The organism is Pedobacter sp. CAN_A7 (assembly GCF_015752175.1).
GTDB lineage: Bacteria > Bacteroidota > Bacteroidia > Sphingobacteriales > Sphingobacteriaceae > Pedobacter.
Genome location: NZ_JADOUW010000001.1, coordinates 397,217 through 422,687, shown reverse-complemented (window position 1 = coordinate 422,687; position 25,471 = coordinate 397,217). Strand labels below are relative to the sequence as shown.

28 protein-coding genes are annotated in these 25,471 nt (G+C 40.7%); 13 read left to right on the top strand and 15 right to left on the bottom strand.

What is annotated here, in order from left to right; translation table 11 throughout:
- Positions 1-151: 151 nt before the first annotated feature.
- The gene (locus tag IWX76_RS01995; RefSeq protein WP_196858181.1) at positions 152-1,075 is read right to left on the bottom strand and encodes an NAD(P)/FAD-dependent oxidoreductase; all 924 of its coding nucleotides are present in this window, start codon (positions 1,073-1,075) and stop codon (positions 152-154) included.
- A gap of 91 nt (positions 1,076-1,166) precedes the next feature.
- Positions 1,167-1,733 carry a DUF4256 domain-containing protein gene (locus IWX76_RS01990; RefSeq protein ID WP_196858180.1) on the bottom strand — a complete coding sequence of 189 codons (567 nt, stop codon included), beginning with the start codon at positions 1,731-1,733 and terminating at the stop codon, positions 1,167-1,169.
- 352 nt (positions 1,734-2,085) lie between these two features.
- On the opposite strand from IWX76_RS01990, the gene IWX76_RS01985 reads away from it, so the two are divergent.
- The gene (locus tag IWX76_RS01985; RefSeq protein ID WP_196858179.1) at positions 2,086-3,501 is read left to right on the top strand and encodes an alanine/glycine:cation symporter family protein; all 1,416 of its coding nucleotides are present in this window, start codon (positions 2,086-2,088) and stop codon (positions 3,499-3,501) included.
- An 87-nt stretch (positions 3,502-3,588) separates the two neighbouring features.
- Here IWX76_RS01985 and IWX76_RS01980 read toward each other — a convergent pair whose 3' ends face one another.
- The 4 genes from IWX76_RS01980 to IWX76_RS01965 form a co-directional block, all read right to left on the bottom strand.
- On the bottom strand, positions 3,589-4,017 hold the full coding sequence (locus tag IWX76_RS01980; RefSeq protein ID WP_196858178.1) for an SRPBCC family protein: 429 nt from the start codon (positions 4,015-4,017) through the stop codon (positions 3,589-3,591).
- Between the two features lie 28 nt (positions 4,018-4,045).
- Complete coding sequence (locus IWX76_RS01975) at positions 4,046-4,375, bottom strand: ArsR/SmtB family transcription factor (RefSeq protein ID WP_196858177.1); 330 nt, start codon at positions 4,373-4,375, stop codon at positions 4,046-4,048.
- Positions 4,376-4,502: 127 nt separating this feature from the next.
- Positions 4,503-5,417 carry a helix-turn-helix domain-containing protein gene (locus IWX76_RS01970; RefSeq protein WP_196858176.1) on the bottom strand — a complete coding sequence of 305 codons (915 nt, stop codon included), beginning with the start codon at positions 5,415-5,417 and terminating at the stop codon, positions 4,503-4,505.
- An 18-nt stretch (positions 5,418-5,435) separates the two neighbouring features.
- Positions 5,436-6,200: an SDR family oxidoreductase gene (locus tag IWX76_RS01965; RefSeq protein ID WP_196858175.1), complete on the bottom strand. Its 765-nt coding sequence runs from the start codon at positions 6,198-6,200 to the stop codon at positions 5,436-5,438.
- 163 nt (positions 6,201-6,363) lie between these two features.
- Here IWX76_RS01965 and IWX76_RS01960 point away from each other — a divergent pair, with 163 nt between their 5' ends.
- The 6 genes from IWX76_RS01960 to IWX76_RS01935 all read left to right on the top strand — a co-directional run bounded on the left by IWX76_RS01960 (position 6,364) and on the right by IWX76_RS01935 (position 11,583).
- Positions 6,364-7,677 carry a gluconate:H+ symporter gene (locus IWX76_RS01960; protein ID WP_196858174.1) on the top strand — a complete coding sequence of 438 codons (1,314 nt, stop codon included), beginning with the start codon at positions 6,364-6,366 and terminating at the stop codon, positions 7,675-7,677.
- A gap of 70 nt (positions 7,678-7,747) precedes the next feature.
- Complete coding sequence (locus IWX76_RS01955; protein ID WP_196858173.1) at positions 7,748-8,218, top strand: RidA family protein; 471 nt, start codon at positions 7,748-7,750, stop codon at positions 8,216-8,218.
- Between the two features lie 53 nt (positions 8,219-8,271).
- A complete protein-coding gene (locus IWX76_RS01950) occupies positions 8,272-9,384 on the top strand; it encodes a D-TA family PLP-dependent enzyme (RefSeq protein ID WP_196858172.1) in 1,113 nt (370 codons plus the stop codon).
- Positions 9,385-9,398: 14 nt separating this feature from the next.
- The gene (locus IWX76_RS01945) at positions 9,399-10,469 is read left to right on the top strand and encodes a dipeptidase (RefSeq protein ID WP_196858171.1); all 1,071 of its coding nucleotides are present in this window, start codon (positions 9,399-9,401) and stop codon (positions 10,467-10,469) included.
- A 54-nt stretch (positions 10,470-10,523) separates the two neighbouring features.
- Positions 10,524-10,976 (top strand): hypothetical protein, encoded by a 453-nt coding sequence (locus IWX76_RS01940; RefSeq protein ID WP_196858170.1) that lies wholly within the window; start codon positions 10,524-10,526, stop codon positions 10,974-10,976.
- A 49-nt stretch (positions 10,977-11,025) separates the two neighbouring features.
- Positions 11,026-11,583: a dihydrofolate reductase family protein gene (locus IWX76_RS01935; protein WP_196858169.1), complete on the top strand. Its 558-nt coding sequence runs from the start codon at positions 11,026-11,028 to the stop codon at positions 11,581-11,583.
- A gap of 8 nt (positions 11,584-11,591) precedes the next feature.
- On the opposite strand, the gene IWX76_RS01930 is transcribed toward IWX76_RS01935, so the two are convergent.
- Positions 11,592-13,997, bottom strand: a complete 2,406-nt coding sequence (locus IWX76_RS01930) for an ABC transporter permease (protein WP_196858168.1) — start codon at positions 13,995-13,997, stop codon at positions 11,592-11,594.
- Positions 13,998-14,140: 143 nt separating this feature from the next.
- A complete protein-coding gene (locus tag IWX76_RS01925; RefSeq protein WP_196858167.1) occupies positions 14,141-15,037 on the bottom strand; it encodes a helix-turn-helix domain-containing protein in 897 nt (298 codons plus the stop codon).
- A gap of 286 nt (positions 15,038-15,323) precedes the next feature.
- Here IWX76_RS01925 and IWX76_RS01920 point away from each other — a divergent pair, with 286 nt between their 5' ends.
- Together IWX76_RS01920 and IWX76_RS01915 are read left to right on the top strand one after the other, a co-directional pair.
- Positions 15,324-16,307: an aldo/keto reductase gene (locus IWX76_RS01920; protein ID WP_196858166.1), complete on the top strand. Its 984-nt coding sequence runs from the start codon at positions 15,324-15,326 to the stop codon at positions 16,305-16,307.
- 26 nt (positions 16,308-16,333) lie between these two features.
- Positions 16,334-16,966, top strand: coding sequence for a flavodoxin (locus tag IWX76_RS01915; protein ID WP_196858165.1), 633 nt, complete (start codon positions 16,334-16,336; stop codon positions 16,964-16,966).
- Between the two features lie 20 nt (positions 16,967-16,986).
- On the opposite strand, the gene IWX76_RS01910 is transcribed toward IWX76_RS01915, so the two are convergent.
- Together IWX76_RS01910 and IWX76_RS01905 are read right to left on the bottom strand one after the other, a co-directional pair.
- Positions 16,987-17,757: an SDR family oxidoreductase gene (locus tag IWX76_RS01910; RefSeq protein ID WP_196858164.1), complete on the bottom strand. Its 771-nt coding sequence runs from the start codon at positions 17,755-17,757 to the stop codon at positions 16,987-16,989.
- Between the two features lie 27 nt (positions 17,758-17,784).
- Positions 17,785-18,540 carry an SDR family NAD(P)-dependent oxidoreductase gene (locus tag IWX76_RS01905; protein ID WP_196858163.1) on the bottom strand — a complete coding sequence of 252 codons (756 nt, stop codon included), beginning with the start codon at positions 18,538-18,540 and terminating at the stop codon, positions 17,785-17,787.
- A gap of 102 nt (positions 18,541-18,642) precedes the next feature.
- Here IWX76_RS01905 and IWX76_RS01900 point away from each other — a divergent pair, with 102 nt between their 5' ends.
- Positions 18,643-19,002: a winged helix-turn-helix transcriptional regulator gene (locus IWX76_RS01900; RefSeq protein ID WP_334640988.1), complete on the top strand. Its 360-nt coding sequence runs from the start codon at positions 18,643-18,645 to the stop codon at positions 19,000-19,002.
- 25 nt (positions 19,003-19,027) lie between these two features.
- On the opposite strand, the gene IWX76_RS01895 is transcribed toward IWX76_RS01900, so the two are convergent.
- From IWX76_RS01895 to IWX76_RS01880, 4 genes are all read right to left on the bottom strand, one after another.
- Complete coding sequence (locus IWX76_RS01895; RefSeq protein ID WP_196858162.1) at positions 19,028-20,323, bottom strand: outer membrane protein assembly factor BamB family protein; 1,296 nt, start codon at positions 20,321-20,323, stop codon at positions 19,028-19,030.
- Between the two features lie 43 nt (positions 20,324-20,366).
- Positions 20,367-20,588 carry a hypothetical protein gene (locus tag IWX76_RS01890; protein WP_196858161.1) on the bottom strand — a complete coding sequence of 74 codons (222 nt, stop codon included), beginning with the start codon at positions 20,586-20,588 and terminating at the stop codon, positions 20,367-20,369.
- A gap of 232 nt (positions 20,589-20,820) precedes the next feature.
- Positions 20,821-21,033 carry a helix-turn-helix domain-containing protein gene (locus IWX76_RS01885; protein ID WP_196858160.1) on the bottom strand — a complete coding sequence of 71 codons (213 nt, stop codon included), beginning with the start codon at positions 21,031-21,033 and terminating at the stop codon, positions 20,821-20,823.
- A 2-nt stretch (positions 21,034-21,035) separates the two neighbouring features.
- Positions 21,036-21,593 (bottom strand): DUF2975 domain-containing protein, encoded by a 558-nt coding sequence (locus tag IWX76_RS01880; protein ID WP_196858159.1) that lies wholly within the window; start codon positions 21,591-21,593, stop codon positions 21,036-21,038.
- A gap of 343 nt (positions 21,594-21,936) precedes the next feature.
- Between IWX76_RS01880 and IWX76_RS01875 the strand changes: the two genes are divergently transcribed.
- The 3 genes from IWX76_RS01875 to IWX76_RS01865 all read left to right on the top strand — a co-directional run bounded on the left by IWX76_RS01875 (position 21,937) and on the right by IWX76_RS01865 (position 24,238).
- Positions 21,937-22,332, top strand: coding sequence for an EthD family reductase (locus IWX76_RS01875; protein WP_196858158.1), 396 nt, complete (start codon positions 21,937-21,939; stop codon positions 22,330-22,332).
- Between the two features lie 98 nt (positions 22,333-22,430).
- Entirely contained in the window at positions 22,431-23,204 is a 774-nt protein-coding gene (locus tag IWX76_RS01870; protein ID WP_196858157.1) for an SDR family NAD(P)-dependent oxidoreductase, read from the top strand.
- A gap of 116 nt (positions 23,205-23,320) precedes the next feature.
- Positions 23,321-24,238, top strand: coding sequence for a helix-turn-helix domain-containing protein (locus IWX76_RS01865; RefSeq protein WP_196858156.1), 918 nt, complete (start codon positions 23,321-23,323; stop codon positions 24,236-24,238).
- Between the two features lie 41 nt (positions 24,239-24,279).
- On the opposite strand, the gene IWX76_RS01860 is transcribed toward IWX76_RS01865, so the two are convergent.
- Positions 24,280-25,389, bottom strand: a complete 1,110-nt coding sequence (locus tag IWX76_RS01860; RefSeq protein WP_196858155.1) for a PAS domain-containing sensor histidine kinase — start codon at positions 25,387-25,389, stop codon at positions 24,280-24,282.
- Positions 25,390-25,471: the final 82 nt, after the last annotated feature.

The following is a 25,471-nucleotide window of genomic DNA, read 5'->3' as shown; positions in this document are numbered from 1 at the left end:
CTATTAAGCGGATTGCCGTCAACTTCAGCATGTAATTTCGATCTGGATGATAGTGACAATATTCTAAGGCTAATCAGCACAGATTCGGAGCCACATAGGGTTTGTCAATTACTACAGCGTGAGGGCTACCACTGTGAAACCATGGAAACATTTAACTATCAGTACGGTTAAAAGATTCCTGTGTAAGCTCCATATTGACCATAGCCCCTGCTAATGCACCAGTTGCTACAGCATTTGATACGGCGCGCATAGGAGATGAATTGTCTCCGCATGCCCATACGCCTGGGATGGTGGTCTTTTGAAAAGAATCTACTTGAAGATGCCCCGAGGTGGTCATTTCGCATCCTAAGGATAAGGGTATATCAGTATGCTGTACAAATGGAACAGCCGCATATAAGGCTTTCATTGGAAGATGTGTACCATCCTTTAATATCAATTGTTGCAAATGGCCATTTTGCTGCTCAATGGCTAAAATTGGGCTTTCCAACACTGGAATATGGCGACGTGCTAAAAGATCTGATTGTTCCTGAGTAAATTCAGCTGGACCATTAGTTAAAATGGTTAGTTCGTTGGTCAAGTTACCGACCAAAGAGGCAAGGTGTAAAGCCCTATCTCCATTCGCATAAATTCCGGTAAGCTGATCACGGTATTCATAACCATGACAATAAGGGCAATGGATCACCGAAATACCCCAAGCGTTAGAGAACCCAGGTATATCAGGTAACATGTCTTTTATACCGGAAGCTAAAATAAGCTTTTTAGCTTGGAAGGTTGTGCCAGCTCGTGTGCTTACCAAAAAACCAGTGTCTGTTTTAATTGCCTTTACGGCGATATCGTTGAAGAATTTTACGGTATCGTATTGTTCCACCTGTTGTTTACCAAGAGCGGCAATTTCCTGAGGCGGTTTCCCATCCTGTGTCAGAAAATTATGTGATTGCGGTGTTTGTGCATTACATGGCTTTCCACTATCAATAACAAGTGTTTTCTTTAAGGAGCGCCCAAGAGACATGGCTGCTGAGAGGCCGGCATAACTTCCACCTATGATAATGACATCAAATAATTCGTTTGCTTTCATATAACCTACTTTAATGAGCATATTTATTTCTGTCATTAAAGATACGAGTATTATTAATAAATGCAATAGTGTTGCATCTATTTATCTAAAATCAAACCCATAAGCAACCGCGGAAACCTCTGGCAGCGTAATAAGATTGCGCACCGTTATGATAAATGAAGACATGCTGGTATCGAAAATCTCCAAAAATAGCACCACCATGTTTGCGAATAGGATCTGGGGTTTTCAGCCAGCTTGAGGTTTTTTTATCAAATTCCCCTAAGCGCTGCAGGTGCCGGTATTGCTCTTCGGTAAGCAGTTCAATTCCCATTTCCTTTGCCATGTCGATCGCAGAATTTACTGGGCGATTTTCCTTCCTCGATTCCAGTCCTTCCCGATCATAACAAACACTTCTACGTCCAGAAGGGCTTTCTAAGGAGCAATCAAAAAATAGGTATTGATTAGTATCTGCATTGTAATCAACAACATCTGGTTCACCACCGGATGTTTCCATTTCATGAAGAGACCATAACTTTTCAGGTTTACCTTCTAGCTGTGTGCGTATGTTGGCCCATTCCATGATGGTGTGCCGATTTGCGTTTTTTTCGAAACGCGTTTTTAAAATAGCTAACAATTCTTCCTGTTGTACTGGCGACAGCTTGGTGTTATTATGAGTCATACCTATAGTTTAAAAGGATTGAAATTAAAACGATGCCATAACTAAGTTAGCAAGTTTTTAGCGTCAATGGGGCCATTGGATGGCTATAATTTGCCGTATAATATTTTTGACCATTAGATATTCAATTCGTCACCATTACCCGGGTTATATATATATTCAATCAGCAATACCTAATAAATGAGATCAAATAGCATTTAACTCGACTCAGAATGAAATAAACCATATTTAATTGCGCTTTAATGCTACTTTTTTAGCACAAATCTTCTTTTGTCACAGAATTGTTTATAAAAACGTTGGTAAGTAAGGTGTGTTTAATTGAAATTCCATTACTTTAGCGGCTTTTAAAAATAAGATGGAGAATATTATAAACACAATCAATGGTTTAATATGGAGTGATGCTTTAATTATCCTTTGTATGGGCGCAGGTATCTATTTTTCGATATCAACCCGATTTTTACAAGTCAGATATTTTAAGGAAATGATTCTTTTGCTGTTTGATGGTAAGAGTTCAGCAAAGGGTGTAAGTTCTTTCCAGGCATTTGCCATAGCGATATCTGGACGAATAGGAACAGGAAATATAGCTGGAGTGGCTACAGCGATTGCCATGGGCGGTCCAGGTGCGGTATTCTGGATGTGGTTAATTGCCTTTTTGGGCAGTGCATCAGCCTTTATCGAAGCCACACTGGGGCAGGTATACAAGCAAGTGAACAACGGACAATACCGTGGGGGGCCTGCATATTATATTGAAAGGGGATTGGGCATTAAGTGGTATGCCATTCTATTTGCTGTCGCAACGGTAGTAAGTACGGCGATGTTTCTTCCTGGTGTTCAGAGTAATAGTATTGCACTCAGCATGCAGAATGCATTTGATGTTCCTGTTGCCTATACTGGAATTGGCGTTGTTATTTTACTAGCGATGATCATTTTTGGTGGGGTTAAACGGATTGGGAAAGTAGCTGAGATCGTTGTTCCATTCATGGCAGGTGCTTATATCCTGATGGCGCTTATCATTATGGCACTTAATTTCACGCAGATTCCATCAGTTTTCTCGCTCATCATCAGGTCTGCATTTGATTTGGAACCCGCCTTTGCAGGTATATTTGGTATGGCTGTAGCCTGGGGAGTAAAACGAGGAATCTATTCTAACGAAGCTGGTCAGGGTACTGCTCCGCATGCTGCAGCTGCAGCAGAAGTAAGCCACCCGGCTAAGCAAGGGTTGGTTCAGGCCTTTTCGGTTTACGTGGATACGCTATTTGTTTGTACAGCTACTGCGTTTATGATCCTGTTTACAGGTAAATATAATGTTGCCAATCCTGCTGGTGGTTTTCTATTGGAAAATATACCCGGTGCAGAAATCGGTGCTGAATATACTCAGCTAGCCATAGCTTCGCACTTCCCATCTTTGGGTGCAGGTTTTGTTGCAATATCTTTGCTGTTTTTCGCCTTTACAACCATCATGGCTTATTATTATATAGCAGAGACTAACCTAAGCTATCTGGATAAAAAAGGTAACAAGTGGTTACTTAACGGATTAAGGGCTTTGATTTTGGTCGCTACCTTTTATGGATCTGTTAAAACTGCTGAGGCCGCATGGACACTGGGAGATATAGGGGTAGGATTAATGGCCTGGTTAAACGTCATTGCCATATTGCTGCTTAGAAAACCTGCCATGAAGGTTTTCAGAGATTACGAGCGGCAGAAAAAGGAAGGAAAAGATCCTGTATTTAAAGCCAAAGATGTGGGCATTACGAACACAGATCAATGGTAATTTAAAGAATAGCTAACGATGTTCATCGTTAGCTATTCTTTTTTAGATTTAGTTGTTATTGGGTAATACACCACGTTACAAAGATATTTAAACTTCGACAAATGCTGGCAGTGCTTCATTGACAAAGTAATTCCAGCCTGCAGTAAAGCTTTCCACCCTAAAGTTCGGATTATCTTGAGGGAAACTTTCCAACCCTTCATGAGTAAGCCTTAGCCGCGTGCGATCGTCACCTTCTGAAAATAGCTCCCAGGTTAATACGGAATACCCCTGATACGCTGGATATACCCAGGAATAACTCAATTTATGCGGTGGATCAACGTGCAGCACTTCGCATTCATGGAGATATTGTACATGTTCATCACCTCCTGTAAACTGGAACTTAAATCCCTTTTCCGCTTTGAACTCATTAAAGTCAAAATACCATTCTTTCATCTGTTTGCTATCGGTTATGGCTGTCCATACCCGATGGATCGGCGCATGGAAAGTACGCTCGATAATTAGTGGTTTTGTTTCCATATAGATTCATTTTTAGTTAGTTCTATAATCACTTTAAGTCAGTATCATTCTGGCTCTCCAGAAATTTACCGAGGTTATCTAATTGATGGTTCCAAAATTTTCTGTAACGACCGAGCCATTGATCTATTTCTACAAGCTTTTGTGCATCTACGCTACAGTTTCTTTCCCTGCCCGTTTGTTTAACCACAACCAGACCACACGCTGTCAATATTTTGATGTGTTTGGAAACAGCCGGTCTGCTAATATCAAAATGTCCGGCAAGGGCATTTAGATTCATCGGCTGTTTGACTAACAAATCGATTATTTGCCTTCGGTTTGGGTCGGCAACAGCTTGAAACACGTCTCTTCTTAATTCCATATATTAGAAACCAAATGGTTACACTAATTTATATAAAACCATTTGGTTACACAACTATATTTTAAAAACTTATATTCCTAATTTATAGAAGTGTAAAATAAATTGAAAATAAGCTATTTAAGTCCTTTTAATTAAATGACTGCCTGAACTCCAATGGAGAAAGTTGGGTTTTAGACTTGAATAATTTACTGAAGGATTGGGGGTGCTCGAACCCTAAACTATAAGCAATTTCACTCACTGAAAGATCTGTAGTAGATAGTTTCTCTTTTGCCTTTTTAATCAACTTGTCGTGAATATGCTGTTGCGTGCTTTGCCCGGTTAACACTTTCAACAGGCCGCTCAAATAGCTGGGAGATACATTTAACGCATCTGCAACATGCTGAACGCTGGGTATGCCTTGTCTAAGCAGCTCATCACCCTGAAAGTAATCTGCCAGCAACTTCTCTAGCCGGTCAAGCACCTGGTGATTATTTATTTTCCGTGTAATAAACTGACGCTGGTAAAACCGTTCCGCATAGTTGAGCATTGTCTCCAACTGCGAAATAATAATGTTCTGACTGAAAGAATCAATATTGGCGTGATACTCCTGTTTGATGTTCTGAATGATATTATTAAGGATCAATTCTTCTTTTTCTGAAAGAAACAAGGCTTCGTTCACCGAATAATCAAAAAACTCATATCGCTTAATGCCTGAGCTTAGGGGCGTGTTCCAGAGAAAATCAGGATGGATCAAGAGAATCCATCCTGAAGGTTTTACTGCTGCATTCGTCGTTCTGCTGGTTTGCAATACCTGGCCAGGCGCCATGAAATACATCACACCTTCATCAAAATCATAAGATTGCTGACCATAACGCATTTTTTCGCCTAGTCCGCGTTTTACCGAAATGGAAAAATGCTCAGATATTATGGTGTTAATTTCCGTATCCGTTTTGGCAGCCACCAATACCGCATAATCAATCACACTGATCAGCGGATGCTCAGGTTTAGGCAGGTGCAGCAGGCTGTGAAATTCGGTGATCGACTTAATTCGGTGGGGTTTCATAACGTAAAGATAGATAGATTATATAGCCTGTCCTCCAGAAACTTCAATACGCTGTGCGTTGATCCAAAAGGATTCCGCTGTGCATAAAAAAGCAACCACGCCTCCAATATCATCTGGCAGTCCAACCCGACCTAATGCGGTGATGTTAGCCACCTGATCGTTGAATTCCTTGTTATCACGGACACGGCCTCCGCCAAAATCTGTTGCTATCGCACCTGGTGCAATAACATTGACACGTATTCTTCTGCTACCCAATTCTTTTGCCAGGTAACGGCTAAGTGTTTCCACTGCCGACTTTAATGAACCATATACTGCTGAACCAGGCATAACTAAACGTGTCAGTCCAGAAGAAATATTAACGATACCGCCGCCATCATTTATAAAAGGTAAAAGTTTTTGGGTTAAGAAAAAAACACCTTTGTAGTGGATGTTAAAAACTGCATCCATTTGTTCCTCAGTGGTGTCTGTTACCGGCGCATATAACGCTGTTCCTGCATTATTGATGAGGTAATCGATATTCGGACTGTTGTTTTCTTTTTCAAGATGTGTCGCCATTTCGCTCACAAAGGAATCGAAGCTTTTCATGTTGCTCGTATCCAATTGGAAGGCTATTGCGTTTTGACCCATCGTAAGAATCTGTTCTACAACTTCATCGGCAGCCTCTTTATTCGCATGATAAGTAATCACCACGTCAATACCTTTTTTAGCTATGGCTAATGCCATGTTTTTACCTAAGCCACGGCTGCCGCCGGTAATTAGTGCAATTTTATTTCTTGTTTCCATGTTATATATTATTTAGTTATTGATACAAATTTCCATAACATATGTAAAGTCAACGTAGCCGAATCTACTGTTGTTGTAGCCTAAACAATTTCGTCAATAGATGCTATACCATCCTCCTTCAATTAATCTTTGTTTAGTAATTAAATATTTTGATATTTAATATATGACCATACTCATCGTTTTACTCTGCATCATCCTGTTAATTGTGATGATTTCCGCATTTAAAATCAATGCCTTCCTTTCGTTCCTGGTCGTGTCTATCGTTGCAGGTATAAGTTTAGGCTTACCGCTTACAAAAATTGCAGGTGCTGTTGAAAAGGGGATGGGTGATGTGTTAGGGTCTTTAGTAATTATCATTACTACTGGAGCCATGCTGGGTAAGCTTGTTGCAGAGAGTGGTGCAGCCCAAAAAATTGCAGAAGTCATGATGACCACCTTTGGAAAAAAGCACATTCAATGGGCCATGGTCATTACCGGTTTTATAATTGGCATTCCTTTGTATTATGGAATTGGATTTGTGTTAATGGTACCGTTGATTTTTTCCGTCGTCTACCGTTACCAGCTCAATGCCATCTATATCGGTCTGCCCATGCTGGCCGCCTTGTCCGTAACCCACGGTTTTCTACCACCACATCCTTCTCCGGCAGCATTGGTGGTACAATTTGATGCCAATATGGGGCTCACCTTATTTTATGGGATGATCGTCGCCATTCCTGCTATAGTGATCGGCGGACCAATCTTTGCCAAATCCTTAAAACACATCGAGGCAAAACCACTTGAATCCTTCAGAACGAAAGAAATGCCTTCTGAAGAATTGCCCGGGCGTTGGGTAAGTTTGTTTACCGCGCTACTTCCGGTTATCCTATTGGCACTAGCTTCTTTTTTACCTTTATTGCTCCCTCCAGGTTCAGCCATTGCGCCGGTCATCGGTTTCATCGGCAATCCTTCAGTCGTCATGATGATCGTGTTGCTGATTGCCACTTGGCTGCTTGGTACATCAAGGGGAATGAAAATGAATGACATCATGCTGCTATACGGGGATGCAATCAAGGATATCGCCATGATTTTATTGATTATTGCAGGATCAGGGGCATTAAAGGAAGTCCTGGTTCAAACAGGGGTGAGTCTTGAAATTGCCAAATACCTGCAGGGAATAAACGTGGAACCACTGTTTTTAGGCTGGCTAATTGCAGCGCTGATCCGCTTTGCTGTGGGTTCAGCAACCGTAGCCGGATTAACTACTGCAGGCATTGCATTTCCCTTGATGGTGAGTGCAAATACCAACCCCAACCTCATGGTGCTAGCCGTAGGTGCCGGCAGCCTGATGTTTTCCCATGTGAATGATTCTGGCTTCTGGTTATTCAAAGAGTATTTTAACCTTAGTCTTAAAGATACCTTCCGTTCCTGGGCCTTGATGGAAACTATTGTAGGGGTGGTAGGGCTGATTGGAATTCTGATTCTCAATACCCTTTTGTAAATTGCTTGCGTACTACCAATCAAAATTGCTTATCAAAGCGGTAATTATTAAACACTACGAATAACCGAATATGGAAAATTTAACTGCAGACCAACGTTTTGAAAAACTTGGACTAAACCTCCCACCAGCACCAGCCCCCTTGGGTGTTTATAAACCATGTCTTATTGATGGCAAAAACCTTTATTTAAGCGGGCATGGTCCTGTTAATGACGACAAATCCCTAATTATTGGCAGAATAGGCACAGATCTCAACCAGGATGAAGGAAAATTAGCTGCAAGGCAAGTGGGGTTAACCATGTTAGCTACCATTAAAGCGCAATTGGGTAGCCTCGACAAAGTAAAAAGGGTGATCAAAGTATTAGGTATGGTCAATTGTACAGCTGATTTTGAAAAACATCCTTATGTGATTAATGGCTGCAGTGAATTATTTGCCGAAGTATGGGGTTCAGAAAATGGCATAGGAGTGAGAAGTGCCGTAGGATTTGGTTCCCTTCCAGATAACATACCCGTAGAAGTAGAGGCACTTTTTGAACTCTACTAATCAAACTATATTTAAATCAATGTGCTAGTGATCTTTAAATTAATTGCCTAATCATGAACAAATCAAATTGGTATGAACTGGAAGATGTGGCAAACATAAGTTCCCCGGGGCTGGTTTTTTATGAGGACCGAATCCAGCAAAACATAAACCTGCTTATCGGTATGATTAAGGATAAAAGCCGTCTTCGTCCACATGTAAAAACACATAAATCTGTGGAGGTAACAAAACTGCTTATGGCGGCAGGTTTACAGAAATTTAAATGTGCAACTATTGCTGAAGCAGAGATGCTGGGCAGTTGTGAAGCACCAGATGTGTTATTGGCTTATCAACCTGTAGGCCCCAATATCAACAGGTTTATGACTTTGCAAGAGCGATTTCCTAGAACCACCTATTCCTGTCTAATAGATAATTTAGAAACGGCTAAAAGCATCTCCTTACTTGCCAAACAAAATAACACTACTGTAAAGGTATATATTGACATTAACGTAGGCATGAATCGCACAGGCGTCCTTCCAGGTAAAGTATTTAAACTTTATGAAGACATCTCTGCGATCGTAGGATTAAAGTTCATGGGGCTGCATGCTTATGACGGTCATATTCATGACAGTGATTACTCCATTAGACAGCAGAAAGTCAACGAAATTATTGATGTGCTTCATGAATTAAGTGAACAGGTAGAACAGAAGTATCAGCACAAACCAACTATCATCGCGGGTGGTACACCAAGTTTCCCTATGTATGCAGAAGCTACAAATTTTGAATGCAGTCCAGGAACCTTTGCCCTATGGGATAGTGGTTACCAGCAGGCTTTCCAGGAACAACATTTCCTGCCCGCAGCAGTGCTGATGACGAGGATTGTTTCCTTGCCAGAGGAGAAGCTGATTTGTACTGACCTGGGCCATAAAGCTGTGTCGGCAGAGAATGAATTGTTGCGGAGGGTAACCTTCCTTAATGCCCCAAACCTGATACCCATAAGCCAAAGTGAGGAACACCTGGTTCTTGATGCCGGAATACACCACGGTTATCAAGTTGGTGACGTGTTATACGGATTACCACATCATGTTTGTCCGACGGTTGCCCTTTACGATGAAATTATAAGCGTCTCTCCTGAAAGAACACCTGAAGTGTGGAAAATCAGTTCACGAAAAAGAAAAGACACCATTTAAACGAATTACAACCTATGTTTAAGATAGATGCACACCTGGATTTGAGTATGAATGCCATGGAATGGAACCGAGACCTACGGCTTCCATTAAACACGATCAATGAGCGGGAATACGGCTTAACAGATAAGCCAGACCGGGGCAATGCAACAGTAAGCTTTCCGGAATTACGAAAAGGAAACATAGGACTAGTGGTGGCTACACAAATTGCACGCTACGTTGCTCCAGGCAATGCTTTACCAGGATGGCATTCTCCAGAACAGGCTTGGGCACAAACGCAAGGGCAGCTTGCCTGGTACCATGCCATGGAAACAGCCGGGGAGTTGGTGCAGGTGAAAGATCTCGAAGGTTTAGAAAAGCACCTGAATTTGTGGCAAAGTGAAGTACCCTTACCCGAAAAGCCTATCGGTTATATACTGAGCCTGGAAGGAGCAGATTCTATAGTCGACGTGGGGTACCTCAAAATCGCTTATGAAAAAGGATTGCGGGCAGTTGGTCCGGCACATTACGGACCAGGGAGGTATGCACAGGGTACCAATGCCACTGGCAAAATGGGCCCTGATGGTTATGCGCTGCTTGCCGAAATGGAACGGTTGAACATCATTCTTGACGTTACCCATTTAAGTGATGAAAGTTTTTGGGATGCCTTAAGTCATTTTAATGGGGCAGTGTGGGCATCACACAACAACTGCAGGGCATTAGTAGATCATAACCGCCAGTTTACCGATGAGCAGATCAAGGAACTAATCAATAGGGGCGCTGTAATTGGCGCTGCACTGGATGCCTGGATGATGGTGCCGAATTGGGAAAGAAAAATTTCCACACCTTTGGGGATGCAATGTAACCTGGAAGTAATGATTGATCATATTGACCATATCTGCCAGCTGGCCGGAAATACAAATCATGTAGGTATCGGCTCAGATCTCGACGGTGGTTATGGGAAAGAACAATGTCCTTATGATTTGGAAAGCATTGCAGACCTGGATAAAGTGCCCGCTTTATTTGCTAAGCGGGGGTATAGTGAAAACGATGTCCAGAACCTGATGTCTGGAAACTGGTTGAAGTTCTTAAGAAAAAACTGGGTTTAGATTTAAAGTAAAACTACGTAACTTGCCTTTTTTATCATTTTACACATTTCAACTATGCGCATAGATTATATTAAAACTGTACTTATTTCTGCTTTTATTTTAGTTTGCACCCTTCAAGTAGCGGCTCAGCAAGCAATTATTAAGCAAGCAGAACCTAATTTGTATATTAAAAATGAGGTGCCAATGGAACGTTCCCTTTCCCTAATCAATGCACTTCAGCCCGTAAGTTTTGATTATGATTACAAAAAAATAAACAGTTTGCCTAAAGGAAAACAGTATTCACTAAAAGTTGATGAGGTAAAGCATTTGGCCAATGAGCTTATTTACGATCAGTTCTATTCGTCTCCAAAAGGCAAAAACAGCAATCACCAGGTAAAAGTAAAAACGGTAGACCTTGAAAAACTTGTTCCATTTATCATTAAGGCTCTTCAGGAACAACAACAGGAAATAGAAGAATTAAAAAGGTTACTTGCAGCACATCAGGAAAATTCTGTTGCTACGAAGTAACCTATAAGGCTTATGGATTCAGGTTAAAATACCAATTAAATGCAATACGATGAGAAAATTAATCTTCGCCATCAATATTACTTTAGATGGCTGTTACGACCACACCAAATCCATTGCGAACGACGAAGTACATCACTACTTTATGCAGCTTTTAAAAGATGCTGATTTACTCGTTTACGGACGTAAAACCTATGAATTGATGGTCCCTTTTTGGCCTGACTATGCATTAGCTCACGATGGTGAGCAAACAGCAACTTACGAGTTTGCAAAAATATTTAATGCTATCGATAAAGTTGTGTTCTCCCAAACATTAATACACACTGACGAAAAAAACACGAGAATTCTTCATAACAATCTTGAAGCGGAAATACTTAAGATGAAAGAACAGCCCGGTAGAAATATTTTAGTAAGCGGAATAGCACTTTCATCGCAACTTATAGCGCTTAATTTGATTGATGAATATCTTTTTGTCGTTCATCCCATCATCGTAGGAGAAGGCAAAAAATTAATAGGAGAGCTGAAGTTGCAAGATAAATTGTTGTTAAACCTTGTAAAAACTACACTCCTTAAACCAGGATATGTAGCACTCCATTATTCCAGGCAGTGAAATGATTCCTACTCATACTTCAAAGCATCTACCGGATTTGCTTTAGCCACCTTGAAACTTTGCATGCTGATGGTAAACACGGCAATCGTTAACGAAATACCTGCTGCCATAAAATATGGCCATAATCCCATGCTTACTTTGTAATCATATGTTTTGAGCCAATTCGTCAATAAAATATAGGCCACAGGGATCGCAATGACATTAGAAATCAATACCAATTTGATAAAATCCTTATTCAGCAACATCAAGATGCTTTTTAAATCTGCTCCAAGAACCTTTCTGATACTAATTTCACGTTTACGCTGCTCAGCCATATAAAGCGCCAGGCCTAACAAACCCAGGCAGGAAATTACAATAGCAAAACTTCCGAATATATTAGAGAGCACACCGAGTAATCTTTCCGACTTTACCTTTTGTTCCATCCCTTCACTCACATAGGTCAACGCAGGTGGATAGGCAGGATTCAGTTCCTGGCTAATCTTATTGATGGTTTGGACAGCCCCATGAAGAGGTTGGTTAGGATGAAGTCTCAACAGTAAAGCGCTGCTCTTTTTAGGATTATAATAAAATACCGTAGGTTCTGAAGGATGCCTAAGGTTTGTATTATGATAATCATTCACCACACCAATCACTTTTAATTTTAAATCACCCCAGGTAATAGGTGTACCCACAGGTTGCTTAAGCGCCATCATCCTGGCTGCCGCCTGGTTAAGGAGTACTCCACTAGCTGTATCTGATGCCAGTTGACGGGAATAGTCGGCCCCACTTACCAATTTAGCACCGATGGTTTTCACAAAATCATAACCTACACTGCGGTAACTTATAATAAAATCGTCTTTTCCATTCTTGCCCGGCCAGTCGAAGTCGCCCGTAATCGAGCCACCATTAGCTGTAAAATCTGCGGCGTATTCTGTTGCAGAAACAATGACGTTTGCATTTTTTAGCGCTGCTTTTAAGATCTCTACCTTATTTGGATTGGCAAATTCACCCTCCAGGTTCATTTGTACCAGGTTATTTTTATCAAAGCCCAGAGGCTTATTTTTCATGAACTGAATCTGTGAATATACGATGGTAGCACCGATGATCATGACGATCGATAAACTAAACTGGAACACCACTAACAGCTTCCTGATCGGTAATGAGGCCTTTCCAATATTGGTGAAGCCTTTTAAAACTTTTACCGGGGTGAAAGAGGAAAGGTAAAAAGCGGGATAACATCCAGCTAGAAAACCAGTAGCCAGGATCAGGGCAAGGAGGAAACACCAGAATAATGGGGAATGGTAATTAATGGTGATGACGATTTCCAGCAGGTTATTAAAATAGGGAAGGGTCAATTCGATCAGTGCAACCGCAATAATCATCGCTAAGAATGACAATAACAAAGATTCCATCAGGAACTGGCCAATTAGCGACCGTTGGCTTGAACCTAATGCTTTCCGTACACCAACTTCCCTTGCACGTTTTTCTGATCGTGCGGTAGAGAGGTTCATGTAATTGATACTGGCAATCAGCAGTACACAAAAAGCAAGAAAAAAGAAAAGCCGTACCTGATCGATCCTGCCACCTACAACTTTCCCATTATTAAACTCGTCATACAATTGATATTTTTGGTATGGAAATAGGAAGATTTCCATTTGACTCTCTTTATGATGCGCTTTTGCAAGCTTACGCAAGGATGCATCAGTTGCGCTAACATCTGCATTCACTTTTAGTTTAAATACAGTTGCACAGTTGATGCTGCCCCAGCCACCGTTAATTTCATTCGGATATTCCTGGCTGTAAAAATCCCAGGTCTGGAGCGCTTCAAACTGCGTGCTCTGGTTTTTAGGCGGATCGGCAATTACAGCCGTTACCGTCAGGGTTTTGCGGTTATCCCATAACAAACTTTTCCCTATAGGCTCTTCAAACCCAAACAACTTGTTTGCAGCACTTTCTGTAAGAATAACGGAATTGGGTTGTTTTAATGCGGTTGCCTGATCTCCCTTAAGAAAGGTATAGTCGAAGATTTGCAGATATGTAGGGTCTACATAGGTGAATGATAGTTTAATCTTTTGCTGCTGGTAACTAAAGAGCTTGTTTTCCGGATCACTTATACGTGATGCCACCTCAATACCGGGAATCTCCTGGGCTGCAGTACCGGCAAGCCCATTTGGTGTAGCCTGCAGCGTAATGATGTTACTTCCAAGCTTTAAGTTAAGTTGGGCAAAGTATATGCGATCAATATCCTTAAACTGTTTGTCATAGCTCCATTCGTAATTAACGTAAAGCAATAACATCATACAGGAAGCAAGTCCAATTGCCAGTCCGCCAATATTAATAATGGAGAAGCCGGGATTTTTACGAATGTTTCTTAAAGCTATTTTAAAGTTAAGTGCGAGCATAGGATCATTTTTGCTGGCTTTTGCGATTAGCATGCCAAAACAAATGTTGTTAAGTATCATGCTGATGCTTAGCCTAATACATGCAGTATTCAAACAACATGTTCAATACTGAACATCCAATGTACGGTTATGTACAGTGACCAACACCATATAATTCCTATCGATCGACTTTAAAGTTAATTTAAATTTCTGTATTCATTGGGAGAATAACCTACATGTTGCTTAAATGATCTACTGAAATGCTGGGGATACTTAAATCCTAATTCGTATGCTATTTCACTAACGGACTTTGTAGCATCAAAAATCCTTTCCTTGGCTAAGTCCATAATTTTAAACTGAATGTACTCTTGTGCTGATTTTCCTGTTTCCTTTTTAATCAAGTCACCAAAATAATTTGCTGAAAGGTTCAACTGATCTGCGCAATAGCCAACAGAAGGCAGACCAATTTCCTTTGGTTTTTCTGAGTTGAAATAATTATTCAGCAATTCTTCAAATTTCTGCAATATTCCTTTATTAACATTTTCACGTGTGATGAACTGCCTGTCGTAAAAACGAATGCAATAGTTTAGCAAAAGCTCAATGTTACTTACAATTAAGGTTCTGCTGTGTTTGTCAATACCACGAACTAATTCATATTTTATCTTAGCGTAACAATCATATATGATCTTACGCTCAGCTTCAGATAAATGAAGCGCCTCGAATACTTCATAAGAAAAAAAATTATAGTCAGCTATATGTCGCCCTAGTGATGTACCTTTTAACAAATCAGGATGAAAGACTAAAGCAAGTCCTTTTGGCTGATAAAGCTCCCCATTATTTTCTACGCCAATGACCTGGCCAGGCCCTACAAATACCAGGGTACCTTCCTCATAATCATAATAATTGCATCCGTAATGTAAGTCGCCGCATTTAATCTCCTTTAAAAACACAGCATAAAAGCCATAATTCGACTTTCGGTTTTGTCTCTCCTCTGCCTTAGACAGATCGACAATATTTACTAATGGATGTAAAGTTTCATTGTTGTTTATAGTGCTAAACTGACCGATGGAATCAATCATCAATATATTTTCCATATCATTTATTATTTCTTTACTCAAAGATACTACATCACCAACCATTTGAATTACCCGTAAGCCCTAATCAGTAATAACGGTAGGCATTCCAGTAATCTGTATAACAATTAACGTTTATTAAGTCTCGACCTTTGTGCAAATGAATAGGTTACGCGTTAAGTTGAAACATTATAACATCACCTTGTTCGCAGATAAGTTCAAATTTAAATGCCATGATGCAAAACGTTGATGAAAATCATAGTGAAGTGTATTGCCACAATTTTTTAAAATCAAAATCACAATCGACATGAAAACAAGAACATTAGGAAATAGCGGATTGGAAGTTTCTGCATTAGGATTGGGTTGTATGGGCTTGAGCTTTGGATACGGCCCGGCCACAGAAAAAAAGGAAGCGATTAAGCTATTGCATGCTGCATTTGATGCAGGTATTACATTTTTTGATACAGCCGAAGTTTACGGCCCTTTTGATAATGAAACACTTCTTGGCGAAGCGTTCCAAGCAACAAGAGATCAGGTGGTGATTGCTACAAAATTTGGTTTCCTTGATGGAAGCTCATCCAACCCACCAGACAGTCGCCCATCAAGTATTCGTAAAGCACTTGAAGGATCGCTAAAACGCTTAAATACAGACTATATTGATTTATTTTACCAGCACCGCGTTGACCCAAATATACCGATCGAAGAAGTTGCGGGCACCATTGGGGAATTAATTAAAGAAGGCAAGATCAAACATTGGGGATTATCAGAAGCAGGTGGACAAACCATCCGCAAAGCACACGCTGTACAACCGGTTGCCGCACTACAAAGCGAATACTCCCTGTTTTTCCGTGAACCTGAACAGGAGATTTTACCGATCCTGGAAGAATTAGGGATCGGCTTTGTACCTTTCAGTCCACTGGGTAAAGGTTTTCTGACTGGTGCCATTAATGAGCATACACAGTTTGATAAAAACGACTTTCGAAATATCGTACCGCGTTTTTCAGAAGAAAACAGAAAAGCAAATCAGGTTTTGGTAGATCTGGTAAAAACTATAGCTACTGAAAAGAATGTATCTGCTGCCCAAATTGCTTTAGGATGGCTGCTGGCACAAAAACCTTGGATTGTTCCCATACCAGGTACAGCTAAACTTCATCGATTACAGGAAAACATTGGATCGGTATCGGTTGAACTGACCACTGAGGACTTGTTGAAGATTGAAGAAGCGGCTTCAAAAATTACCATTCAAGGAGCAAGGTATCCAGCGAATTTACTTAAAAGGGTGGGTAACTAACCTTGAATACTTAAACTGATTAACCAATGAAAAATGCCACACAGAAATTAGCGGTCATATTGCTAATCATGATGTCAACAGCTTGTACTAAGGCTCAACCGCCAAAAGAAAATTTGGAGAAGATAACAGGTAAAAATATACTTATCGTTTATTTGTCACGAACCAACAATACAAAGGCTGTTGCAGAAATGATCCATCAACATGTTGGTGGCACAATTACAGCTATTGAAGTGCTGAAACCTTATCCCGCTGATTATAAGACAACAGTTGATCAGGTAGCCAAAGAAAATGAATCAGGCTTCCTGCCACCTTTAAAAACAAGAATCGACAATATCAAGAAATACGATATGGTGTTTGTTGGTTTTCCTACCTGGGGAATGCAGTTGCCACCTCCTATGAAAAGTTTTCTAAATGAATATGACCTTAGCGGAAAAACGATAATTCCCTTTAATACTAACGCAGGTTATGGCATCGGCAGTAGTTTTGAAACGGTGAAAAAGCTTTGTCCAAATAGCAGGGTATTAGAAGGTTTCACCGTAAAGGGTGGGGTAGAGCGTGACGGTGAACTTTTTGTCATGGAGGGTGATAAAGCTAAAAGCGTCAGTACCAAACTTGTCCGTTGGCTTGAAAATATCAATATCACAAGGAAACAAGAATAGTGCCTGACAGCTAATAAGCCTTATTTCATTAGACTGATATTAGTCATGCCGCCATCTGAAAGAATTTCGGTTCCTACGATAAATTCGGAGTCGTCAGATGCTAAAAACACTGCAGCTTTGCCAATGTCAGCTGGCAACCCTTGTCTGCCCACGGGCGTAATATCTACCCACATTTGTTTTACCTGTTCCAGTTGTTCTTGGGGAACAATTTTTCCAAAAACGGGTGTATCAATAGAGCCAGGAGAAAGCGCATTAACCCTTATTTTCCTCGATAACAAGTCCAGCGACAAGCCCTTTGCCAATGATATAACCGCTGCTTTTGCTGCACCATAAATGGCCATGCCCGGTGCGGCTCGATGCGCGGCACTCGATCCGATCAGGATGATGGATGCACCGTCATTTAGATAGGGGAGTGCTCTTTGCACCGTGAAGTAGGCACTTTTCAAATTCAGGTCCATGTAGCTGTCATAGTTCTCTTCCGTAACATCGTGTATGGCAGCCATTGGCATCCCATCCACAACACCACCCGCATTGACCACTAAAACATCGATTTTCCCATATTGATCAGCGGTTTTTTTGAATAAACTATCTAAATCATTGTTCTTTGTTACATCACCTTTAATGCCAGTAAAGGCCGCACCTAAAGCGGATAAAGCGAAGTCTAATGTAGTCTGGTTTCTTCCTGTAATTACGCCAATTGCGCCTTCGTTTTTGAATGCTTCTGCAATACCGAATCCAATACCGCTATTGCCGCCTGTGATCACGGCTACTTTGTTTTTTAACTTTGTCATTTTGTTAAATCTTAATTTGATGTAGAATTAAACGCCGTAAAGGCCTCCGGATACGGATATTTTCTCGCCCGTGATCCAGGCAGAATCATCGGAAGCCAGGAATACGGCTACTTTCGCAACGTCTTCCGGTTGTCCTGTACGGCCGAGCGGTGTAGTGGTTACTAATTTAGCTTCAAAGTCACTACCAATAAAACCCGCACTGTGCGAACCTTCAGTTTCTACTACTCCTGGTAAAATAGAATTGATGCGAATATTTTTTCCGCTAAATTCTTTAGATAAAGCAATAGTAATGGCGTCTAATGCTGCTTTACTTGCAGAATATACGGAGCCCGTTGGTAAAGGTGTATTGCTTGCACCAGAACTAATATTGATAATATTTCCACCTTTATCACCGAACAACTTTACGGCTTCACGGATAGCCAGGATTGGTCCCATCACATTGATGTTGAAATGCGCTTGGATAGACGCTGTAGACACCAATTCGATGGCTTCATATTTATAAATACCTGCATTGTTTACCAGAATATCTAATGTGCCGAAAGCATTCTTGGTTTCTTCAAATAGGCTAAGTAGGTCTGCCTCTTTTGATACATCGCCCTGCACTGCAATGGCAATACCTCCTTTATTGGTGATGTCTTTTACCACCTGATCTGCACCTTCTTTGCTTGAAGCATAATTCACTACAACCTTTGCACCCGCTGCTGCGAAATATTTAGCAATGGATGCACCTATTCCTTTTGAGGCGCCTGTAACTATGGCTACTTTGTTCTCTAATTTCTTCATTACTTTTATGTCTAATATTGACCACAAAGTTAGCTGGTGATAATAACAATTAGTAACTTTGTAACTAAAAGTAACAGTAACCTAGAGGTAACAAAGTAACATATGGAGTGCAAAAAGGAAGTAGCGTTGGATCGTAAAACAGAAATGAGGGCTATACACGATGCGATGGATGTACTAAGCGGTAAATGGAAAATCTATATTATTTCATCTGTTTGTCTTTATAACAAACGTCGATTTTCAGACATTTTAAATGATGTTGACGGTATTTCCAATAAGATGCTGAGCAAAGAATTAAAAGAATTGGAAGTGAACAAACTGATCGAACGAACGGTATTAAATACTCACCCAGTAACCGTTCAGTATGGGCTTACCGAACATGGCAAAACATTACAAACCATTATTACCAACCTTACGGATTGGGGATTAGCGCACCGAAGAGAAATTATTGGACAAAAGTCATAATCCCTGATATCTTAAATGCATCCTATCATTGAATAAAAGGCGAAAAGCCTTTACCTGCTGCAAATACACAACTGAATACAGAACCACTGTAGCCGGCTAATAATTTATCATTATTCCATTTTTGTTTGCCGGTGAACAGATCTATCGCATACAAATAGTTAACTGGTGGGGAATAGAAAGGGCCTAAATTGTTGTTGGCTTTATGAAAATACATGGTATTGTTCACAATAAAACTTTCAAGATCATTACCCTTACCAATATCATCAAAGCTTAACTTAATTGAACCGCTACCTATATTTAGCAGCCTAAAATTTTCGGCGATATTTGTACCATATTTACTGCTGGATTTGATGCCGTTTTTAACAATCAATTGATTATTCCAAACCTTTTCGACAGTATTGACAGTATCCCAGGAAGAATAGCCGCCACCAAAATTAATTGTCCATACATCTTCCCCGGTTGCTCTGTCTACAGCACTCAGGAATGAGGTAGATTCAGGCGTGTTGAAATGATATGTTTTTACAAAATACAGTTCAATTGTTGCATACGCTATCTCTGCTTGCACAGTCTGGGTGCCGGGCACCAGCGGTACGTTTGCTGGGCTTGCAGACCATATCTTAGTCCCACTGGCAGCATCAATAACGTCTTTTCCAGCTATAATTACCCCTTTATTTAATGCGGCTAATGAATAAAGGGCGGTGTTATTCGTTGATATTTCCCATTTTAACACACCCGTTATTGCATCTAAAGCGACTAAATGTATTTTGTCTGCAGTTATATATATGGTCCCATTATAATACCTAACGTCGTACTTTATGATAGGGTAAAGTGGCGGATTATCAACGCCTGGAGGAAAAGTAAGGGGAAGACGAGTTAACTTATACTTCCAAATATAATCATTAGATGGTTTTTTAGCATCCAGCGCGTATACGGCATAAGATGTATTATTTTCCCGGTAAACTCCGTAAAAAGTGTCATCATGCAAAACGGGAACGGTCAAGTTATCAACCGTATCCGTCCATAATACTTCGCCAGTATTCATGTTTATGGCATTAATTTTTTTATTTTCCAAGCTATACAAAAACCCATTGCCCGCGGCCGGATAGCTCCATGTTGTATTTTGATGATATGGGTAATGGTATTTAGTTATTAATGAGCCGGTAGACGCGTTAAGCACGTAAATTGTCGTGCCTAAATTGCTTTTTGTAATGGTATCTAATGTGCTTACAAACATCACCGAATCGGGCAATTGCGCAAACACGGGAGTGTCAGTATTATCCTTTTCAGGATTCTCTTTCTTACATCCAGCAATTATAATCATTATTGATGCTATTGCTATGAGTAGCAACTTAATATGCAGCGATTCAGGCAACCTGTTCATCCGTAAGCCCTAATTTAACGTGAAGGTTTTCTACCACTGCGTGGCTTTTCTTTTCTTCGCCTTTAATTTCTCCTTTTGCCACACCTATTGCTTCACCTTTGCGATAAAGGAAATCTTTTTCTTCCTTGAAAAATTTCGTCACTTGTTCCATAGCTTTTTCAAATTGTTGTTCAATATTTCTAAGCAACTGAATAAAGATACGCATTTCATTTAATCATTGCCTACTCTATAATACTAACCATTTTGAGTTTTAAGGGGGTAATTCATACACATTTCTTTCGATAATAGGAGACTGCAAAACCTCTATCCAATAGCACTTGATATCACCTCTGAAGAGGCTGTTAAAAGTGCCATAAACAAAGCGGTAGCCCATTTCGGACAGATAGGTGTTGCGACGCTAAGGCAATTCAGGTCTGTGTTCAACTGATCGCCATAGCTCATGTTTTTTTATCAATATGTTCTAAAATGTCACCAGGTTGGCATTCTAACACATCACATATGGCTTCCAGGGTACTAAAGCGAACAGCTTTTGCTTTACCTGTTTTTAAAATAGATAAATTAGATAAGGTGAGGCCAACTTTTTCTGAAAGCTCATTCAAAGACATCTTTCTTTTTGCCATCATCACATCCAGGTTTACCACAATAGGCATAGTTATATCGTTAAATTATTTTCAGTTTGAATTTCTATCCCTCTCTTTACGATCTGCGCGATAACTAGAAGTATCACTGCCATAAAAAGCCACACATCAGCTCCTGCAAAATGTAATGACTTTAAGTCGGCAGTTTCTAAATGTTGTGTAGCAAGCCAGCTGGAAAATTCAAAGCCAGCATTAGAGAATAAGCCTATGCCAAGCGCTAAATAAGATATGTTTAACATAAAATGCCTTAATTCGAGACTGAAGGGCTGATCGATATTTAGTTTTTTCTCTGTAAACAGTTTCACAATAAGGTAAAACATTATTGCCTTTAAGACGGCTACAATGCTCATTACTAGTGACATTGTCAGAAAATACCCATTATCAACGTTGTAAAGACCTGATAAATAATCTGCACCTTCCCAAAAGTTCTCCACGCCAGCAGGGTTTATGAATAGGGTAATGAAAGTATTAACCAAAATGCCTCCTGCCTGAATACATAAGCCAATAAAGATAATCCACGAAAGTATTTCCAATACCCTTAGGATTTGATGAGTTGTGATTTTGATATCCATAATTTTATGTTACAAAATGAATAGCATAAATATCAGTAAATATTTATTGATAAACAATAAATATATTTGATTTTTTTGCTATTAAGAAGGCCCGTGAAAAAAGTTAGGTAAAGCCCCACTAGCTTCGACTGCGCTTGCAGGTTAGTCCGCAGATCAGACTACTTAGAAACGTGTTAAAGACGCGACTCGTACGGAGAATCCCGTACGATGGCCGTACTAATGCCGTACCAGTGCCGTTGAATCCCCGGTCTTACCAGCAACCTGCCTGGAACCCAATTAAACGTATACTTTGTAGTATAATTTCATAAATAATTTGAATATTTACTATAATAATCAATTAGTTATGAAATTAAAACTTGTTTTATCGTTATTGCTTTTAACCACTTGCTATCTTGCATTCAGTCAAGATAAACCCGCTGAGAAGGGCTTAATTAAAATATCCATCATGTATCCTTATGCCGAGGGTAAAACCTTCCATATGGAATACTATGAAACGAAGCACATGCCCATGGTGGCGGGGTATTTAGGATCAAACCTGGTTAAATATACCATTGAAAAAGGGCTTTCCAGTGGTATTCCAAATCAAGCTTTACCCTTTATGGCTATCGGTACATTTTACGTAAAAAGCTTAAGTGAATACCAGTCGGCTGTAACACCAAACAGAGAAGCCATCCGTGCCGATTTTAAAAACTATACCAATGTTATTCCTGTCATTCTGGTGAGTGAGGTGGTAAAATAATGATGTCGTTGTTTTTGGTTACAAGTCTCCCTGATTTGGTTACAGTATCTAAAGCCTGAACCATGACTTTTGCTTACGTAAAATATTATCGTAATCATATGGAAAATCAAAATGAATCAACCACAAACAATCAACTTATTGCTTTAGTAACCGGTGCCAACCAAGGTGTTGGCAATGAGATCGCCAAAGCACTTGCTGCTCATGGATATATCGTATACCTGGGTTCACGTAAACTAGAAAATGGAGAAAAGGCAGCTGCTGAGATCGGCGAAAACGCAAAAGCCATTCAGCTGGATGTTACCGACCAATCGACCATCGACGCCGCTGTAAAACGTATCGAAAGCGAGTACAGCCGACTGGACCTGTTGGTCAATAACGCTGGTATATCGCATGGTGGAACAAGCCCTAAAAGCCCTGAGGAATTAATGAGCACCGGACGGGCCGTCAATATATCACTTGACGAAGTACGTACGGTTTGGGAAACCAATGTATTCGGCGTTATTGCCGTAACCCAGGCTGCTTTGCCGTTACTGCGTAAATCATTGGCAGCGCGTATTGTCAATGTATCGAGTGGTCTGGGTTCATTAACCTGGATCTCTGACCCGGAATGCTGGGCAAGAGAGAACTTCGGCATTGTTTACGCGGCCTCTAAAACCGCCCTTAACGCCGTGACTTTGGCCTTCGCTTTAGAGCTGGAAAAAGAAAACATCAAGGTGAATGCTACTAGCCCAGGTTATACGGCTACGGCGCTGAACAATTTTCAGGGTACGGATAGCCTGGAAGTCGGCTCAAGAGAACCTGTGAGGGTAGCCCTGGAAACAGACGGCCCGACTGGCAGCTTTACAGGCCCTGAAGGACCGCTGCCTTGGTAATACTTTTGCCTGGTCATACTTTCAACGGTTGCCATTAACCGCATTTCCACTTAAATTATGACCGGTGGCTGTAACTGGCTCCGGTCATAATTCATTATCTTGCCTCATCTTACCGCATGAAAAACGACTCACCAAAAATTGAAAAACTGGAATCTATAACCGAGATCCACCGTATGCTGGGCATTCCAGGACCTGCGCATCCACTGATCACTTTACTGGATACCAGGGAGGAAAGAGTTAACTTAAGCCGACTCCCGGTCAGCTATGTAACCACACTTTACAAGATTTCTTTTATCGCTAAATTAGGCGGTCAGTTCAGGTATGGCCAGGGTTATTATGACTTTGACGAAGGCAGTATGGTTTTCACTGCACCTAATCAAATTGTGGGCAGTACTGCCATTTACAAGGGAAACGAAGGTTATTCTTTGATCTTCCATCAGGATTTTCTTCAAGGATATCCGCTTGCCGCAAAGATCAAGCAATATGGGTTCTTTACCTACGCCTCGAATGAGGCGCTACACCTTTCAGAGCAGGAGCGAACCACCGTATCGTCTATTTTCACCATCATCCAGGAAGAACTAAACAACCGGATTGACGATTTCAGCCATGAAGTGGTCATTGCACAGATCGAGTTGCTGTTAAGTTATGCCAAGCGCTTTTACAAACGTCAGTTCCTAACCCGGCAGTCAGTGACCAGCGACTTGCTTCAGAAACTGGAAGAACAACTTAATGCTTACTTCCATGAAGAAAAACCAATTAATCAAGGCGTGCCTACGGTGCAATACCTGGCAGAGCAATTAAACTATACACCCAACTATTTAAGTGATATGCTGAGATCGCTCACCGGGCAGAACGCACAACAACATATCCATGAAAAGCTGATCGAGCGGTCTAAAGAACTGCTTTCTACAACAACATTGACCGTCAGTGAGGTCGCTTACCAGTTAGGATTTGAGCATTCTCAGTCCTTTAGCAGACTGTTTAAAATAAAAACCAAAGTTTCTCCTGTGCAGTTCCGATCGTCTATTAATTAGGGTGTTTGTTGGCGGAAGCTTTCTTATTTATGGCCTGGAAGCTAAAGTTGAATAATGGGAAGCTGGAAGTAAAAACTAGACCCTTGTCCAGGGACGCTTTCAACCTCTATTTTTGAATGGTGGTAACGGAGAATCTCGGCTACAAGATATAGGCCTATGCCGAAACCTACTTTGTACCTTGTCTCCTGGCTTTGGACCCTGTAAAATCTTTCAAACAGTCGCTTTTGGTCAGTTTCTGAAATACCTATTCCCTGGTCAGCTACATAGATTTTCACTGTAGATCCCAGCTTCTCATAACCAATGGAGACAGTACTATAATCTGGTGAATATTTGATCGCATTACTGATCAGGTTGATCATTACTTGCGCCAACTTAGTCATATCCGCTTCAACATGAATAGGTCCGCTGTGTATTAGATTAATGTTGTGACTGTGGTGATTGAGCTGTATCTCCTGGATCACTTCTTGTAATAAAATGTGCAGTTCGATCGGTTCAAGATTAAGCTCAACTTTGGCCTCTTCCAGTCTCGAAATGTTCAGGAAATCCTCGATCATCTTTGTCATGGTCTTGGCCTGCTTCTCGGTACGGTTCAAAGCCTGGTTAAGAAAAGAATCGCCAGATTTTGCAGTACGCGAGGCCATGATTTGAAGGTAGCCCAAAATAGAAGTCAAGGGGGTTTTGAGTTCATGGCTCACCATTGCTACGAAATCATTTTTTCGCTGCTCTTCAAGTACCATCGCTGTGATATCCTTTGTAAAACATCGGGTGTGGATGAACTTTCCATCTTTTCGAAGCACATTAGAGCTGATCAGTACATGTTTAATCGTTCCGTCCTTGCATATTAAGTCTGCTCGATAGTTAATGAGTGTTTCATTGTTGATGAGTCTGGTAAGGATATCCCCAATCGTATGCTGGTCTGCATGGAATTTAGCGATAGGCTGCCCAATGTACTCTTCTTTTTGATATCCTAGTGCTGTTAGCTCTGCCTGGTTTGCCCAAGTAATTACCCCTTCACCGTTTACCCAGTGTAGAGGTAGCGCTGCGTTTTCGATAAAATCGGTCAACTCTTCATTGGCAAGTGATAGCTGGTCCAGACGTTCCTTATACTGCGCAATTTCTAGTTGAAGCTCCCGAAATGATTTTTCTTCCACAAATATCTATTTTTACAAACTTACATTATTTGCTCAGTAAAAAGCGTTTTGCAATTTATGATTATCCAAGCTGTCCAATGTT

Bases quoted from the DNA above. Each gene is read 5' to 3' on its own strand.
- IWX76_RS01975 (WP_196858177.1), bottom strand. From the start codon at position 4,375: ATGGAATTAAGAAGAGACGTGTTTCAAGCTGTTGCCGACCCAAACCGA.
- IWX76_RS01895 (WP_196858162.1), bottom strand. From the start codon at position 20,323: ATGATTATAATTGCTGGATGTAAGAAAGAGAATCCTGAAAAGGATAAT.
- IWX76_RS01865 (WP_196858156.1), top strand. From the start codon at position 23,321: ATGAAAAACGACTCACCAAAAATTGAAAAACTGGAATCTATAACCGAG.
- IWX76_RS01915 (WP_196858165.1), top strand. From the start codon at position 16,334: ATGAAAAATGCCACACAGAAATTAGCGGTCATATTGCTAATCATGATG.
- IWX76_RS01950 (WP_196858172.1), top strand. From the start codon at position 8,272: ATGAACAAATCAAATTGGTATGAACTGGAAGATGTGGCAAACATAAGT.
- IWX76_RS01870 (WP_196858157.1), top strand. From the start codon at position 22,431: ATGGAAAATCAAAATGAATCAACCACAAACAATCAACTTATTGCTTTA.
- IWX76_RS01880 (WP_196858159.1), bottom strand. From the start codon at position 21,593: ATGGATATCAAAATCACAACTCATCAAATCCTAAGGGTATTGGAAATA.
- IWX76_RS01995 (WP_196858181.1), bottom strand. From the start codon at position 1,075: ATGAAAGCAAACGAATTATTTGATGTCATTATCATAGGTGGAAGTTAT.
- IWX76_RS01970 (WP_196858176.1), bottom strand. From the start codon at position 5,417: ATGAAACCCCACCGAATTAAGTCGATCACCGAATTTCACAGCCTGCTG.
- IWX76_RS01930 (WP_196858168.1), bottom strand. From the start codon at position 13,997: ATGCTAATCGCAAAAGCCAGCAAAAATGATCCTATGCTCGCACTTAAC.
- IWX76_RS01920 (WP_196858166.1), top strand. From the start codon at position 15,324: ATGAAAACAAGAACATTAGGAAATAGCGGATTGGAAGTTTCTGCATTA.
- IWX76_RS01875 (WP_196858158.1), top strand. From the start codon at position 21,937: ATGAAATTAAAACTTGTTTTATCGTTATTGCTTTTAACCACTTGCTAT.
- IWX76_RS01990 (WP_196858180.1), bottom strand. From the start codon at position 1,733: ATGACTCATAATAACACCAAGCTGTCGCCAGTACAACAGGAAGAATTG.
- IWX76_RS01980 (WP_196858178.1), bottom strand. From the start codon at position 4,017: ATGGAAACAAAACCACTAATTATCGAGCGTACTTTCCATGCGCCGATC.
- IWX76_RS01985 (WP_196858179.1), top strand. From the start codon at position 2,086: ATGGAGAATATTATAAACACAATCAATGGTTTAATATGGAGTGATGCT.
- IWX76_RS01940 (WP_196858170.1), top strand. From the start codon at position 10,524: ATGCGCATAGATTATATTAAAACTGTACTTATTTCTGCTTTTATTTTA.
- IWX76_RS01935 (WP_196858169.1), top strand. From the start codon at position 11,026: ATGAGAAAATTAATCTTCGCCATCAATATTACTTTAGATGGCTGTTAC.
- IWX76_RS01960 (WP_196858174.1), top strand. From the start codon at position 6,364: ATGACCATACTCATCGTTTTACTCTGCATCATCCTGTTAATTGTGATG.
- IWX76_RS01890 (WP_196858161.1), bottom strand. From the start codon at position 20,588: ATGCGTATCTTTATTCAGTTGCTTAGAAATATTGAACAACAATTTGAA.
- IWX76_RS01910 (WP_196858164.1), bottom strand. From the start codon at position 17,757: ATGACAAAGTTAAAAAACAAAGTAGCCGTGATCACAGGCGGCAATAGC.
- IWX76_RS01900 (WP_334640988.1), top strand. From the start codon at position 18,643: ATGGAGTGCAAAAAGGAAGTAGCGTTGGATCGTAAAACAGAAATGAGG.
- IWX76_RS01945 (WP_196858171.1), top strand. From the start codon at position 9,399: ATGTTTAAGATAGATGCACACCTGGATTTGAGTATGAATGCCATGGAA.
- IWX76_RS01965 (WP_196858175.1), bottom strand. From the start codon at position 6,200: ATGGAAACAAGAAATAAAATTGCACTAATTACCGGCGGCAGCCGTGGC.
- IWX76_RS01925 (WP_196858167.1), bottom strand. From the start codon at position 15,037: ATGGAAAATATATTGATGATTGATTCCATCGGTCAGTTTAGCACTATA.
- IWX76_RS01905 (WP_196858163.1), bottom strand. From the start codon at position 18,540: ATGAAGAAATTAGAGAACAAAGTAGCCATAGTTACAGGCGCCTCAAAA.
- IWX76_RS01955 (WP_196858173.1), top strand. From the start codon at position 7,748: ATGGAAAATTTAACTGCAGACCAACGTTTTGAAAAACTTGGACTAAAC.
- IWX76_RS01885 (WP_196858160.1), bottom strand. From the start codon at position 21,033: ATGCCTATTGTGGTAAACCTGGATGTGATGATGGCAAAAAGAAAGATG.